Below are 15,277 nucleotides of genomic sequence, written 5' to 3' on the forward strand. Positions count from 1 at the left end.
CGGGGGCGAAAAACGTCCCCGGACACGGTGCTCGTGCGCAGGACCCGCCCCGGTGGGGAAGGGCCCCTGACGTCCGGCACCCCACCCGCGCGCACTGGAGGCTCCCGTGGACGTCCACGGCACACACGACACTTCCCGGCCCGGTCCGCTCTCCCGCCGCAGATTCCTCCAGGCCGCCGGAGTCACCGCCACCGTCACCGCCGTCGCGGCCGCAGGCCCACCCGCCTCGACACCCCCTTCCCGTACGGCCGCCCTCACCCTGACCGCGGTCACCGGCGGTTCCGCGACACTCTCCCCGGCCGGCGACCGGCTCGTCGCCGAAGTGCAGAACGTGCTCTGGTCGATTCCGCGCTCCGGTGGCATCGCCGTCGCGCTCACCCCGCCCGGCCTCGAACCCACCCGCCCGCAGTTCTCGCCCGACGGCAGCCGCCTCGTCGTGTGCGCCTACCGCGGCGGCGGCTTCCACCTCTGGACCTTGCGGCCGGACGGCAGCGACGTACGACAGCTCACCCACGGCCCCTGGGACGACCGCGGCCCTGCCTGGTCGCCGGACGGCACCCGGATCGCGTTCGCCTCCGAGCGCGGCGGCGACACCGTGACCGGCAGCCCCTACCGCGTCTGGATCGTCGACGCGCGCTCCGGTGCCCTGACCCGGCTCACCGGACACCCCGGACAGCAAGGCCTGGTGCAGGGCGGCGCCTGGGAGGACTTCGACCCCAGCTGGTCGGCGGACGGCGAGCGCGTGCTGTTCGTGCGCGCGGCCGTCACCGCCACCGGCGCCCTGCGCGCCGACACCGTCGCCTCGGTCGCCGCCGACGGCTCCGGACCGGTCACGGTCGAGCACACCGACGACTCCGGCGCCCAGCTCATGACCCCGGCCGTGTCATCCGGCGGCCGCCTCGCGTACCTGCGCACCACGCCCGCACCCGCGGCCTCCTGCACCCTCGTGGTGGACGGCGCGCCCGTCACCGTCGACGGTGACGTCCTGCCCGCCCCGCCCCGCTGGACCGACGGCGAACAGCTCCTGCTCGCGGTCGACGGCCAATTCCGCCTGGTCGACCCCAGGTCGCCGTCGACGGGGGAGGAGATCCCGTTCACGGCCGCGATGCCCGTGGAACGGCCCCGCTACCGCGGCAAGAAGTACGACTTCGAGGGCACCGGCATCCGGCGCGTGCGCGCCCTGCACCTGCCCGCGCTCTCGCCCGACGGCCGCAGCGTGGCCTTCGCCGCGCTCAACTCCCTGTGGACCGCCCGGACATCGGGGGGACGCGCGCCGCGGAAGATCCTTCAGGTACCGGCCACCCGCTATGTGTCGGCGCCGACCTGGACAGCCGACGGCACGGCCCTGCTGTACAGCGACGACCGCGACGGACTGTTCGCCGTGCGGCGCCGCGACCTGCACTCCGGCGAGGAGACCGTGCTCGCCCACGGCGGCCGGGTCTTCCCCGCACTCTCGCCCGACGGGACCCGGCTGGCCTGCCTGGACATGTCCGGCAACCTGGTCGTACGCGACCTGCCCGACGGTGGCGAACGCACCCTCGCGGCACCGATCGGTGCGGGCGGTCTCCCCGGCCGGCCCAGCTGGTCTCCCGACGGGCGGTATGTCGCCCTGTGCGACCGCAACCGGCTCAACCAGCGCTTCCGCGAGGGCTACAACCTGATCAGGGTCGTCGACACCACCACCGGCACCGCCGCCCTGCACTCCCTCGCTCCGCACACCTCCCTGTCCGACCGCTACGACTCGGGTCCGGTCTGGTCCCCGGACGGCCGCTGGATGGCCGTCGTCGCCGAGTCCGCCCTGTGGCTGCTCCCGGTCCGCGCGGACGGCACGCCCGACGGGAAGCCGCGCCGCCTCACCGCTGAGCCCGCCGACCACCCCTCCTGGTCCACCGACGCCCGCACTCTGCTCTATCTCTCCGCGGGCACCCTGCGCCTGCTCGACGTCCGCAGCGGCAAGGCCCGTACCGTCAAGGTGCCCTTGGACTACCGGCGGCCCCGTCCCGCCGACACCCTCGTGCACGCCGGCCGGTTCTGGGACGGCACCGGGCCGGACGTCCGCGAGGACATCGACCTCCTGATCCGTGACGGCCGTATCGCGGAGGTCTCCCCGCACCGCACCGGACGGCCGGCCGCACGCCGGGTCGACGCGAGCGAGCGCACCGTGCTCCCGGGCCTGTGGGACGCGCACACCCACCCCTGGCAGAGCACCTACGGCGGACGGCAGACCGCCCTCCAACTCGCCTACGGCATCACGACCGCCGTCTCCCTGGGCGGCTTCGCCTACGAGCAGGCCCGCATCCGCGAGGCGGTCGCCGCGGGCGCGCTCGACGGGCCGCGGCTGCTGGCCACCGGCGAGCTGCTCGACGGCGCCCGGGTGGCCTACAGCATGGGCCGCGCGCACCGCACCACCGAGGGACTGCGGCGCTCGCTGGCGCGCGGGGCGGCACTGGACTGGGACTTCGTGAAGACGTACGTCCGCGCGCCGGGGTGGGTGATGAAGGAGGCCGCGGACTTCGCGCACGAACGGCTCGGGGTGCGCAGCGGCAGCCACCTCCTCACGCCGGGCGTGCAGCTCGGGCAGGACCTGACGACCCACCTGCAGGCCACGCAACGGCTCGAGTTCGGGCACGCGACCACCGCCACGGGCCGGGCCTACCAGGACGTCCAGGAGATCTACACCGAGGCGGGCTTCCACCTGATCGCCACCCCGTTCACGGCGCTCGCCCTGCTGGGCGCGGACCCCGTGCTCGCCGAGGACCGCCGGGTCACCACGCTGATGCCCCCGTGGGACACCGCACTGGTCCGTCAGCAGGCCGGGCAGCCACCCACGGCCGCCCAACTCGCCACCCTTGACCGCGAGTCGGCCGTCTACCGGCGCATCCTGGCCGACGGCGGTCTCGTCGCGCTCGGCACCGACCAGCCGCTCGTGCCGGTCGGTCTGCATCTGCACCTCGCCCTGCGGGCGCTGCACCGCGGCGGACTCACGCCGGCCGAGACCCTGCGCACCGCCACCCTGCTGCCTGCCCGCGTGTTCGGCGCGGACGCCGACCTGGGCACGCTGGAGGAGGGCAAGCTCGCCGATCTCACGGTCGTGGACGGTGATCCCTTCACCGACTTCGACACCCTGATCCGCACGGTCGCGGTGCTGCGCGGGGGTGTGCTCTTCGAGCAGGCGGACCTCGTGGACGCCTTTGAGTCGGTCCGGCGCTCCGATGCCTCCTCCGATGCCTCCTCGGACGCCGAATGGCTCGGCGTGAGCCGCCAGATGCGGCGTGAGGGGTGCTGCGATCAGGGGGCCGCGCTGTGAGAGATGCGGAGTGGCGCGGGTCTGACGCCGGGACGCCCACGGGTCACCGGATCTGACTTGTCCGATTCCTGTGCGGCGCGCACTCTGGGTCTGTGAGGCACCTCACCGCGCGAATTGAGCAAGAATGGCCACTTTTGATCAAGGGAACGGTCACAGCGGGTGGTCATCCGATGTCGCGACGGTCACCCTCGGCCTGGACGGCGTGGTCACAGGGTGGAGCGAGGGCGCTCGACGACTCCTGGGCCACCGGGCCCCGGAGGTCGTAGGGCGCCCCGCGACCGATCTGCTCCTCGGTGAGGGAGCGCCCGAGGCGACCGGGCTCTCCCTCACCGGCTCCCAGGAATGGCGGGGCACGGCGGCACTGCGGCATCGGGACGGCCACCGCGTCGAGACGACCCTGCACGCCCAGCCCTCGCTGGACGCCGACGGCAGGGCCCGGTCCTTCGTCGTGGCTCTCGGCCCGCACCCCGAGCGGACCATGGTGGAGTGGGCGTTCGACCAGTCCCCGATCGCGCTCTCCACCCACAGCGTGACGTCCGGCTCGTGGCGCCGGAACGCGGCGGCGCAAGGCAGGGAGCCATGGGCCAACGGGGGTGGACCAGCGATTCACCGAGCCGGACACGAGCCCCCCGCCACCGCTCCGGCCGACGAAGGTTTCCTCCGGTGCGTGCGCCGCGTCGCCGAGGAACGCGCCCCGATGCGCTACGAGTGCCTGGCCCCGGAGCCGTCCTGCACCCCCGGCGCCGCATTCCCCCGCGGCTCCGCCCATGACCGCGCCTGGGTCATCGAGCTCTGGCCCGTCCGCGACCCCGCCACCGGTGAGGTCGTCGGTGTGGGCACCGCCGCGTTCGACAGCAGCGACCAGCACGCGGCCCGGCAGCGGCTCGCCCTGCTGCAGGAGGCCGGCACCTGCGTCGGCACCACCCTGAACGTGACCCGCACCGCCCAGGAGCTCGCCGACCTCGCCGTCCCGCGCCTCGCCGACTTCGTCAGCGTGGACCTCCTCGACTCCGTGTTGCGCGGGGACGAACCCGTACCCGGACCGGTCGACGCGGCCGTGGTGCTCCGCAGGGTCGCCCACCAGTCCGCCGCCGAGGAGGAGGGTGTGCCCGAGGCGGCCATCGACCTCGGCGGGATGGACACGTACCCGCCGTTCTCGCCGCCCGCCCGCTGTCTCGCCGACGGGAAACCGGTGCTCAGCGGCGCGGGCGACCCCGACTTCACCCGGTGGCTCGCCGAGCACGAGGCCCGTACCGCCAGCAACGAGAAGTACGGATTCCACTCCGTCATGGCGATCCCTCTGCGCGCCCGGGGCATCACCCTCGGCGTCGCGCTCTTCGCCCGGATCGGCGCCTCCCCGACCTTCGAGGCGGACGACGTGATCCTCGCCGAGGAACTCGCCGGCCGGGCCGCGGTCGGTGTCGACAACGCCCGCCGCTACACCCGCGAACGCACCAACGCCCTCACCCTTCAGCGCAGCCTCCTGCCCCGGGACCTGCCCAGACAGGCGGCCGTCGAGGTGGCGTACCGCTATCTGCCCGCCGGGACCGGCGCGGGCGTCGGCGGCGACTGGTTCGACGTCGTGCCGCTGTCCGGCACCCGGGTGGCCCTGGTCGTCGGGGACGTCGTCGGCCACGGCATCCACGCCTCCGCCACCATGGGCCGGCTGCGCACCGCCGTCCGCACTCTCGCCGACGTCGACCTGCCCCCGGATGAGCTCCTCACCCACCTCGACGACCTGGTCATGCACCTCGCGACGGACAAGGAGGACATCGACCCGGACGAGCCCTACTTCGTCAGCGGCGAGATCGGCGCGACCTGTCTGTACGCCGTCTACGACCCGGTGTCCCGCGTGTGCACCTTCGCCAGCGCCGGTCACGTGCCGCCCGTCGTACTGCTCCCCGACGGCACGGCCCGCGTGGTCGAGCTGACCCCGGGGCCGCTGCTCGGCGTCGGCGGCCTGCCCTTCGAGTGCACCGAGCTGGAACTGCCCGAGGGCAGTCTGCTGGCGTTCTGCACCGACGGCCTGGTCGAGGCGCGGGACCGTGACGTCGGCCTGGGTCTCGAACGGCTCTGCGAGGCCCTGGCCGGTCCCGTCACCTCGCTGGAGGCCACCTGCGACACCATCCTGAGGGCCCTGCTGCCCGCGAGCCCCTCCGACGACGTGGCCCTGCTCCTCGCCCGCACCCGTGCCCTGCACGCCGACCAGGTCGCCGCCTGGGCGCTGCCCTCCGACCCGGCGATCGTGGCCGACGCGCGGGCCCAGGCCACCCGCCAGCTCACCGTGTGGGGCCTTCAGGAGGCGGCGTTCGTCACCGAGCTGGTGGTGAGCGAGCTGGTCACCAACGCCATCCGCTACGGCGCCGTACCGATCGGCCTGAGGCTCATCCGTGACCGGACCCTGATCTGCGAGGTCTCCGACGCCAGCAACACCGCCCCGCATCTGCGCCGGGCCCGCACCTACGACGAGGGCGGTCGCGGGCTGCACATGGTCGCCCAGCTCACCCAGGGCTGGGGCACCCGCCAGACACCCATGGGCAAGACCATCTGGGCCGAACAATCCCTCCCGGCCGGCTGACCATGGCAGAGCGACCCAGGATCGACGACCCCGGCGGTGGCACGCACACGCTCGGGCTCTTCTACCCGCCCGCCGGCCGCCTCCGCGAGTACACCACCATGCAGCTCGCCTTCGTCGGAGGGGTGGCGGAGGCCGCCGCCGGGCAGGGCTACGACCTGCTGCTCGCACCCGCCGGCAGTCACGACGACCCCTCGTTCCTGCGGATGGTCGACGACCGGCGGGTGGACGGCGTCATCGTCATGGAGATCCGCCGGGAGGACGACCGTGTCGAGCATCTGGCCGAGGCGGGTTTCCCCTTCGTGGCCATCGGCCGCAACCACCGGGCCGATGTGGCCGGCTGGGTCGACCTGGACTTCGCCGGACTGGCCGGCGGCTGCGTCCAGCACCTCGCCGACCTCGGCCACCGCAGGATCGCCTTCGTCAACCGGTCCGAGCAGCTCTTCGACAGCGGCTACGGCTTCGCCCGGCTCGGGGACGAGGGCTACACCGAGGCGATGAAGAAACTGCTGCTCACCCCGCACGCCTACCTCTGCGGCGACGACCTCGCCTCGGGGGAGGGGGTCGTGGAGCGCATCCTGAGCGACGACCCGGCGACGACGTCGCTGGTCACCATGAACGAAGCGGCCCTGGAGGGGGTCTACCGCGGACTCACCCGCAACGGCCGCAGTGTGCCGCGCGACTTCTCCGTCGTCGGCGTGGCGGCGAGCCCCTGGGCCGAACAGGTGAACCCGCCCCTCACCGCCGCGGAGATACCCGCCAAGGAGATGAGCCGGGTCGCCGTCGACCTGATGATGCGGCGGCTGCGCTCACCGGACTCGCCGCCCCGGCACGTCCTGCTGAAACCGCTGATCACCCTGCGCGGGAGCACGGGACGCTGCCCATCGGTGCCGGGTTCGGAACCCGAGACCGAACTACCCGATTTCCCCGATATCGACCTGGATTTCTGATACGTCGGTTTCTGTGCCCGATCATCGAACCTCTGGGAGCAGACCATGTCGTACCCCGTCGACCGCCGTGGCTTCCTGCGTGTCTCCGGCGTGGCGGCGGCCGCCGCCGCCCTCGGTCTGGCCTCCTGCAGCTCGGACACCTCGGGCCCGGTGACCCTGAGCTGGTGGGACTACTTCACTCTGGACAACTTCCAGCCCGGAATGAACCGTCTGATCAAGGACATCGAGACCGGTGTCCCGGATGTGCGGATCGAGCGGCGGACCTTCCCGTTCGCCGAGCTGGAACGGCAGATCACCCTGGGCGCGATCTCCGGCGACCTGCCCGACCTCGCCATCGTCGACAACGTCTCCATGAACACCCTGGGCGGCAGCCGTCTGCTGGCCGACCTCACCTCCAGAGTCGAGAAATGGGGCCAGGCGGACGAGTACTACAAGGGCCCGTGGTCCGGCTGTCAGGTGGGCGGAAAGACCCTCGGCATCCCCAACAACAGCAACTGCCTCGCCCTCTACTGCAACACCCGCATGCTCAAGTCGGCCGGCGTCGAACCTCCCACCACCTGGGACGAACTGGCCTCCGCCGCACAGAAGCTGACCAGCGGCGACCGCTACGGCCTGGCGCTGAGCGCGATCAAGACCGAGGAGGGCGTCTTCCAGTTCCTGCCGTTCCTCTGGCAGGCGGGCGGCGACCTGGACACCTTCAGCACCTACGGCGCCACCGCGCTCACCTTCCTCGACGAACTGATCGCCAAGGGCTCCCTGTCCGAACAGTGCGTGGGCTGGACCCAGCAGGACGTCAACACCCGCTTCCTCAACCAGCGTGCCGCGATGCAGATCAACGGACCCTGGCAGATCCCCACCCTGAAGAAGGCCGACTTCGACTGGACCGTCGTCGCCCTGCCCCGCGACAAGGCGGCCGCCACCTGCCTGGGCGGCGAGAACTGGGTCGTGATGGCGAAGAGCAAGCACGTCGACAAGGCGTGGGAGGTCCTGGAGTACACGCAGCGTCCCTCGGTCCTGGTGCCGTACCTGGTGTCCTTCGGCGACCTCCCCGCCCGCAAGGACCTCGCCGACCGGGGCAGCTGGGCCTCCGACCCGGCCCTGCGGCTCTTCCTCAGCCAGCTGCCCCTGGCCCGGCCACGCCAGTACGGCCCCCACTACGCCGAGGCCTCGCAGGCCGTCGCGGAGGCGGAGCAGGCCGTACTCACCGGATCCGCGTCGCCGTCCGCCGCGGCCAGGACCGCGGCCGGAAAGATCGACAAAGCTCTGGGCGAGCAATGAGACAGCCCCTCTCGCCCTCCGCGCGGCGCCGCCGCACCGGCTACCTGTTCTGCCTGCCGGGCCTGGCCTTCCTCGCCCTCTTCCTGGCCTACCCGCTCCTCTACAACGTGTGGACCTCCGTCCACGACGTCGACCTCGGTCAACTCCTCGGCGGAGCCGAGCGGTTCAACGGCCTGGACAACTACCGTGCGGTGGCCGACGACCCGGCCTTCTGGCACTCGGTACGCCTCTCCCTGGTCTTCACCGGGGGCTCGCTGCTGCTCCAGTTCACGATCGGTTTCGCCCTGGCCCTGCTCTTCGCGCGCCCGTTCCCCTTCAACGGCCTGCTGCGCTCCCTCCTGCTGGTCGCCTGGCTGCTGCCCCCGGTGGTCAGCGGCACCCTCTTCCGCTGGATGCTGGACGCGGAGTCCGGCGCCTACAACGCCCTGCTGAAACCGGCCGGCCTGTCCCACGACTGGCTCACCGACCCCTCCACCTCGATGGCGGGGGTGGTCTTCGCCAACGTCTGGGTCGGCGTGCCCTTCAACATGCTGCTGCTCCTGGTCGGACTGCACACCATCGACCCCGAACTCCACGAGGCCGCCGCCATCGACGGGGCGAGCGCCTGGCAGCGCTTCCGCCACATCACCCTCCCGCTGATGCGGCCCGTCTCGGTGACCGTCCTCCTCCTCGGTCTCCTCTACACCTTCAAGGTCTTCGACCTCGTCTACGTGATGACCGGCGGCGGCCCGGTCGACGCCACCCGTGTGCTGTCCCTCTACGTCTACGAGGTGTTCTTCACGTTCTTCCGGTTCGGCCAGGGCGCCGCGGCCGGCCTGCTGCTGCTCGTCGTACCCCTGCTGGCGGGTGCCTGGTACGTACGGCGGCTGCGGCGTGAGGACGAGGCGCCGGCGGGGGGTGCCGTATGAGACCGCCACGTCACCCCTGGCTGCTGACCGCGGCCGCCACGCTGATCACCGCCGCCTTCCTGCTGCCGGTGTACTGGATGGTGAAGACCAGCCTCACCCGGCCCGACCGCATCCAGACCCCCAGCCCGCAGTGGGCGCCCAGCCCCGTCACCGGCGAGAACTACTCGACGGCCCTGGGCTACGAGGGCCTGACCCGGGCGCTGCTCAACAGTCTCGTCATCTCCTGCGGGGTGGTCGCGCTCACCCTGCTGCTCGGCGTCCCGCTGGCCTACGCGCTCGCCCGGATCCGGATGCGCGGTTCGGGCGCGATGGTGCTCGCGCTCCTGGTCGCCCAGATCCCGCCCGCCATCGTGCTGGCGGCCCCGCTGTTCATCCTCGAACGGCGGGCCGGTCTCACCGACACCTACCTGGGCCTGATCGCCGCCGACACCACACTCACGCTGCCCTTCACGGTGATCGTGCTGCGCCCGGTGATACGCAGTGTCGCTCCTGAACTGGAGGAAGCGGCCCTGGTCGACGGCTGCGGACTGCCCGGTGTGCTCCTGCGGGTCGTCCTGCCGCTCATGGTGCCCGGTGTGGTCGCGGCGGCCGGCCTGTCCTTCCTGATCGGGTGGGGTGAGTTCCTGTTCGGGCTCACGCTCGCCGAGGGGCCCGAGGTGCAGCCCGTGACCGTCCTGCTGAACGCCTTCATCGGGCAGCACGGGACGTCGTGGGGCGCCCTGATGTCCACCGCCACCCTCATCAGCATCCCGGTGGTCGCCGTCTTCGCCGTCTTCCAGCGCTTCATCGTCGGCGGGCTCACCGCGGGCAGTGTGAGGGGCTGAACGCCATGCACCCTCGTGACGGCACACCCTGGGTCGCACCGCCTCCCCTCCTGATCCCGGCCCTGCTGGATCCCCTGGCCGGTGCCCTTGTCGCCTCAGCAGGCCAGGACGGCGTGACCCTCGACGTACGCACGGCAGCCGGTCGTGCGGGCACGCTCCGCCTGCGCCCGGCGACGGGCAACTGCCTGCGGATCACCCTGCGGCTGGACGGCGTACCGACGGCACCGCGGGTGCCCGTCGTCACCGCACCGACGGGCACCAGCTGCACGGTGGAGCGGTCCCCGGACGCCTTCACCCTGCACCTCGAGTCGCTGTCTCTCGCAGTCCGTCTGACACCCCTCACCATGGAATTGACGGACCATCACCTACGGCAGGCGACCGACGTGAGTGACCCCAGCGACCGCAGGACCGTCCTGCCTCTCGGCGTCACCGAACTCGCTGACGGCCAACTGGCCTACCACGACAGCTGGTTCGCCGAGCCCGACGAGCACTTCTACGGACTCGGTGAACGCTTCACCGGCCCGGACCTGCGCGGACAGCGGGTGGACTGCTGGGTCGAGGACGCCCAGGGCTCGACCGGCACTCGCTCCTACAAGGCGGTCCCCTTCCTGCTCTCCAGCCGGGGCTACGCCGTCCTCGTGGACACCACCTGCGCGGCCTCCTTCGACCTCGCGCACAGCAACACCGGCGCCTGGTCGCTGACCGTCCCCGACGAGGAACTCGACTACTACCTGATCACCGGCACCCCGACCGAGTGCCTGCGCACCTACCGCGACCTGACAGGGCCCGCTCTGATGCCCCCGCCCTGGGCCTGCGGCCCCTGGATCTCGGGCGGCTTCCGCCGGGACAGCGCGGACGAGGTACGCGAGCGAGCCCGCCGTATCCGTGAACTCGGCTTCCCCTGCGACGTGTTGCACATCGACACCTACTGGCAGCGACCCGGCTGCTGGTCGGACATGGAATGGGACACCGAGGCGTTCCCGGACCCCCGCGGGCTGGTGGCCGACCTGACCAGGCAGGGCTTCCACGTATCCCTCTGGATGAACCCGTACATCAGTGTCCACAGCCCGCACTTCCCCGAGATCGACAGCAACGGCTGGTTCCTGCACGGCGCTTCGGGCGGCACGTGGACCGGGCAGGTCTGGGGCGGCGCGCACCCGGACTCGGCCGTCCTCGACCTGACCCATCCCGGCGCCGTCGACTGGCTCCGGGGCCGGGTTCGCGAGGTACTGGTCACCGGGGTGTCGGTCCTGAAGACCGACTTCGGCGAGGCGGTCCCCGCGGAGGCGGTGGCGTACGACGGCATGACCGGCGACCGACTGCACAACCTCTACCCCCTCCTCTTCGGCGACCTGGTCGCCGAGGTCACCCAAGAGGTCGCGGGCCACGGCCTGACCTGGGGCCGCTCCACCTGGACCGGTGGCCAGCGGCACGGCGCCAAGTGGACCGGCGACTCCAACGCGAGCTGGCAGGACCTGGCCTCGACCCTGCGCGCGGGCCTCTCGCTCTCCTTCTCCGGTCACCCCTTCTGGAGCCACGACATCGGCGGCTTCCACGGCACACCGGATCCCGAACTCTTCGCCCGCTGGGCCCAGTTCGGTCTGTTGTCGCCCCTGAGCCGGTTCCACGGCATGACGTCCCGGCTGCCCTGGGACTTCGGCGACGAGGCGTACGCGGCCGTCCTGCACGCGGCCCGGCTGCGCACGCGCCTGCTGCCGTACGTCCTCCGGGCCGCCGCCGACGCGGTCCGCACCGGCGAGCCGCTCGCCCGTCCCATGGCCCTGGACCATCCCGACCGCCCCGACGCCCACGCGGCCGACCTCCAGTACCTGCTGGGCCCGGATCTGCTGGTCGCGCCGCTGTACGCGCCGGGAGGGCGGCGGCAGGTGTGGTTCCCGCCGGGGGAGTGGCTGCCGTACGCGGGTTCCGGGGGACCGATCACCGGCCCCGCCTGGCGTCGGGTCCGTATCCCCCTCACCGCCGCCCCCCTCTGGCTGCGGGCCGGGGCGCACGTTCTGTGAGCGGCGCGTCGCACACTGCCCCGACGCTGAGCGCCGACTGTTTGAGGCGCTTCATAGGTGGGACTCTGGGACGGAAGAGGTATCCGCCGAGGGGACTCGGGAGGGCCCGATGGGACGTGACGTGCCTGCCCAGGTGTTCACGCGGGAGGACCGCCGACGGTACCGGGACAAGATGCACACCTGCCTCGACGTCCTCGCACAGATGCTGCGCGAGTCGGGCTTCGAGAGCGAGCGGCCACAGGTCGGCCTGGAGATCGAACTCAACCTGGTGGGCGAGGACGGGCTCCCGGTGATGCGGAACACCGAGGTGCTCCAGGCGATCGCCGACCCAGCCTGGTCGAGCGAGCTGGGCCGCTTCAACCTGGAGATCAACATCCCGCCCCGCCGCCTCCTGTCCGGTGGCCCGGGCTCCTGGGAGCAGGAGATCCGCGACGCCCTCAACCACGCCGAGGAACGCGCATCGGCCGTCGGCGCGCATCTGATCATGGTGGGCATCCTGCCGACGCTGGGCGAGACGGACGTCGGCGAGACCGCCCTCTCCGGCGATCCGCGCTACCGGCTGCTCAACGAGCAGATCTTCGCGGCGCGCGGCGAGGACCTGCACATCCAGCTGGACGGCGTGGACCGGCTCGCCCTGTACGCCGACGCCATCACCCCCGAGGCCGCCTGCACCAGCACGCAGTTCCATCTCCAGGTCGCTCCCAAGGAGTTCGCGGCCTACTGGAACGCGGCGCAGGCCGTCGCGGGCGTACAGACCGCCCTCGCGGCCAACTCGCCGTATCTCTTCGGCAGGGAGCTGTGGCGCGAGACCCGCATCCCCCTCTTCGAGCAGGCCACCGACACCCGGCCCCAGGAGATCAAGGCGCAGGGCGTACGGCCCCGGGTGTGGTTCGGTGAGCGGTGGATCACCAGCGTCTTCGATTTGTTCGAGGAGAACGTGCGCTATTTCCCCGCACTGCTGCCGATCTGCGACGACGAGGACCCGCAGGAGGCACTGGACGGTGGCGGGGTTCCGGAACTCGGCGAACTGACCCTGCACAACGGCACGATCTACCGCTGGAACCGCCCGATCTACGCCGTCACCGACAGCGGCCCCCACCTGCGCATCGAGAACCGGGTGCTGCCTGCCGGGCCGACGGTGGCCGACATCATCGCCAACGGCGCCTTCTACTACGGCCTGACGCGCGCCCTGGTCGACGAGGACCGGCCGGTGTGGACGCGGATGTCCTTCTCGGTCGCCGAGGAGAACCTGCACACCGCCGCCCGTGACGGCATCGACGCCCGCCTGTACTGGCCGGGGGTGGGCGAAGTCCCGGTCACGGAACTGGTGTTGCGGCGGCTGCTGCCCCTCGCCCACCGGGGTCTGGAGCTGGCCGGCATGGACGCGGAATGGCGTGAGCCGCTGCTCGGGGTCATCGAGCAGCGGTGCGTCACGGCCCGCAACGGCGCCCTGTGGCAGGCGGAGACGGTCCACCACCTGGAGAAGGCGGGCTGCGACCGCCAGGAGGCGCTGCGCCGGATGACGATGACGTACATGGACTACATGCACCTCAACGCACCCGCGCACACCTGGCCCGTGGACTGATCAGCGCCACTTCTCCGGAGGCGTCAGCGGCACCGGAGCGGGCCGCTCCACCGACGTCGACAGCTCGATCCGCCGCCCCTCCGCCGACGAACGGAGCAGGGCCGTCATCATCTCCAGGACGTGCAGGGCGAGTTCACCGCTCGCACGCGGTGTCCGCTGCTCCTCGGCGGCGGCGAAGTCGACCAGTCCCACACCCCGGGTGGCGCCGGCATAACCCGCGGACGGCGGGAGGGTGCGCCACCCCTGGTCGCCCTCACCGAGTTCGAGGAGCCGTACGTCGCCGTGGAAGTTGTTCGGATCCGGGACAGTGAGGGTGCCTCTGTCGCCGTGGACCTCGATCGGCGCGGCCGTGGTGGCGACGCCGTCGAAGCTCGTCGTGAGCGTCGTGAGGACTCCGCCCTCGTGTTCGAGAACCCCGGAGACATGGCTGTCCACCTCGACCGGGATCCGCTCGCCCGCGCGCGGGCCGGACCCGATGACCCGCTCGCTGCGGAGCCGGCTGGACGCCCCGATCACGGCACGCACCGGACCCAGCAGATGCACCAGGGCGGACAGGTAGTACGGCCCCATGTCCAGCAGCGGGCCGCCACCGGCCGTGTAGTAGAAGTCCGGCTGGGGATGCCAGCGTTCGTGGCCCGGGGTCACCATGACGGCGGACGCGAACAGCGGCCGGCCGACGGCTCCGGCCGCCACCGCCGCCCGTGCCGTCTGGACGCCGGTGCCCAGGACCGTGTCCGGCGCGCACCCCACGCCGACCGCCGCCTTCGCCGCGGCCTCCAGGACGGCGTGTGCGTCGGTGAGTTCGGCGGTCAGCGGTTTCTCGCCGTAGACGTTCTTGCCGTGGGCGATGGCACCGAGGGCGATCTCGGCGTGCGCCGCGGGGACGGTGAGGTTGAGCACCGTGTCGACGTCCGGGCTGCTGAGCAGTTCCTCGACGGACAGCGCCTGTACACCGGGCAGCTCGGCGGCGACGGCGGCCGAACGGGAGGCGTCCAGGTCGGCGACCGCGGTGACGCGCACGGTGGAGTGGCCGGCGAGCGTGTCCAGGTAGGCGCGGGAGATGACGCCGAGACCTACGACGCCGATGCGGTGCGCGTCGCCCACAGCATGCCCCTCTCTATGACGGTACGGACGTTCGGGTTCTCCAGTACGTCGAGGCTGTGCCCCGGTGTCGTCACCACGACCCGCCCGGCGCCCCATTGGCGCGTCCAGATCGCCGGGGAGGTGACCGGGCGGTGCCAGGGCTGCCACGGCTGGGCGGGGTGGGTGGTGGTGGCGAGGACGTCGATCAGGTCGTCGTGGAGCACCCAGTACTGCTCGGTGTCCAGCTCGAAGTCGTCGAGGCCCGCGGTGACGGGGTGTTCGCGGCCGAGATCGGTGAGGTCGACGGTGTGGGGCAGGAAGTTGTCGTCCTCGCCGCCCCGCCGCTCACACGGTTCCTTGCCCGGATGGGTCGCGAACTGGCCGCCCACCAGGTGGAGATAGTCGGAGGAGGCACGGAACGAGTCCGCGATCCCGCCGTGCCAGCCGGTGAGACCGGTACCGGCCACGACGGCCGCGCTCAGTCCCGACAGTTGCTCGCCGGTGATCTCGGACATGGTCACGCACTGCACGACGAGGTCGGTGGAGGCCATCTCGGTGCTGTCCGCGTAGACCTCGGTCGACGACTCGATCCGGACGTCGTAGCCGTTGCTCTCCAGGAAGGGCAGGAACAGCTCCGTGGCCTTGACCGGCTGGTGTCCCTCCCAACCGCCTCTGACCACCAGGGCTTTCTTCCGTGTCATCGCGTTCCTTCGTGAGGCGGTAAATGGCTCCTGGGCAAGATCCCC

At 71.8% G+C, this 15,277-nt stretch carries 10 protein-coding genes; 8 read left to right on the plus strand and 2 right to left on the minus strand.

Annotation, left to right across the window (positions count from 1 at the left end):
• Window positions 1-106 precede the first annotated feature (106 nt).
• The 8 genes from ABZT06_RS35110 (at window position 107) to ABZT06_RS35145 (ending at window position 13,448) form a co-directional block, all read left to right on the plus strand.
• Window positions 107-3,307, plus strand: a complete 3,201-nt coding sequence (locus ABZT06_RS35110) for an amidohydrolase family protein (protein ID WP_355750418.1) — start codon at window positions 107-109, stop codon at window positions 3,305-3,307.
• Window positions 3,308-3,431: 124 nt separating this feature from the next.
• Window positions 3,432-5,885, plus strand: a complete 2,454-nt coding sequence (locus ABZT06_RS35115; protein WP_355750421.1) for a SpoIIE family protein phosphatase — start codon at window positions 3,432-3,434, stop codon at window positions 5,883-5,885.
• Window positions 5,886-5,887: 2 nt separating this feature from the next.
• A complete protein-coding gene (locus ABZT06_RS35120) occupies window positions 5,888-6,832 on the plus strand; it encodes a substrate-binding domain-containing protein (RefSeq protein ID WP_355750425.1) in 945 nt (314 codons plus the stop codon).
• Window positions 6,833-6,877: 45 nt separating this feature from the next.
• Window positions 6,878-8,110, plus strand: coding sequence for a sugar ABC transporter substrate-binding protein (locus ABZT06_RS35125; protein ID WP_355750428.1), 1,233 nt, complete (start codon window positions 6,878-6,880; stop codon window positions 8,108-8,110).
• On the plus strand, window positions 8,107-9,018 hold the full coding sequence (locus tag ABZT06_RS35130; protein WP_355750431.1) for a sugar ABC transporter permease: 912 nt from the start codon (window positions 8,107-8,109) through the stop codon (window positions 9,016-9,018). Before ABZT06_RS35125 ends, ABZT06_RS35130 begins: the two co-directional genes overlap by 4 nt.
• Window positions 9,015-9,842, plus strand: coding sequence for a carbohydrate ABC transporter permease (locus ABZT06_RS35135; RefSeq protein ID WP_355750434.1), 828 nt, complete (start codon window positions 9,015-9,017; stop codon window positions 9,840-9,842). The genes ABZT06_RS35130 and ABZT06_RS35135 overlap by 4 nt, the downstream gene beginning before the upstream one ends.
• A 5-nt stretch (window positions 9,843-9,847) precedes the next feature.
• The gene (locus tag ABZT06_RS35140) at window positions 9,848-11,863 is read left to right on the plus strand and encodes an alpha-xylosidase (RefSeq protein ID WP_355750437.1); all 2,016 of its coding nucleotides are present in this window, start codon (window positions 9,848-9,850) and stop codon (window positions 11,861-11,863) included.
• Between the two features lie 109 nt (window positions 11,864-11,972).
• On the plus strand, window positions 11,973-13,448 hold the full coding sequence (locus ABZT06_RS35145) for a glutamate--cysteine ligase (protein ID WP_355750440.1): 1,476 nt from the start codon (window positions 11,973-11,975) through the stop codon (window positions 13,446-13,448).
• Here the strand turns inward: ABZT06_RS35145 and ABZT06_RS35150 are convergent, their stop codons facing one another.
• Window positions 13,449-14,552, minus strand: a complete 1,104-nt coding sequence (locus tag ABZT06_RS35150; protein WP_355750441.1) for a Gfo/Idh/MocA family oxidoreductase — start codon at window positions 14,550-14,552, stop codon at window positions 13,449-13,451. It lies immediately after the preceding gene.
• Window positions 14,522-15,232, minus strand: a complete 711-nt coding sequence (locus ABZT06_RS35155) for a ThuA domain-containing protein (RefSeq protein ID WP_355750444.1) — start codon at window positions 15,230-15,232, stop codon at window positions 14,522-14,524. The genes ABZT06_RS35150 and ABZT06_RS35155 overlap by 31 nt, the downstream gene beginning before the upstream one ends.
• Window positions 15,233-15,277: the final 45 nt, after the last annotated feature.

This window comes from Streptomyces sp. NPDC005483, assembly GCF_040606035.1.
In the GTDB taxonomy this organism is placed as follows: domain Bacteria; phylum Actinomycetota; class Actinomycetes; order Streptomycetales; family Streptomycetaceae; genus Streptomyces.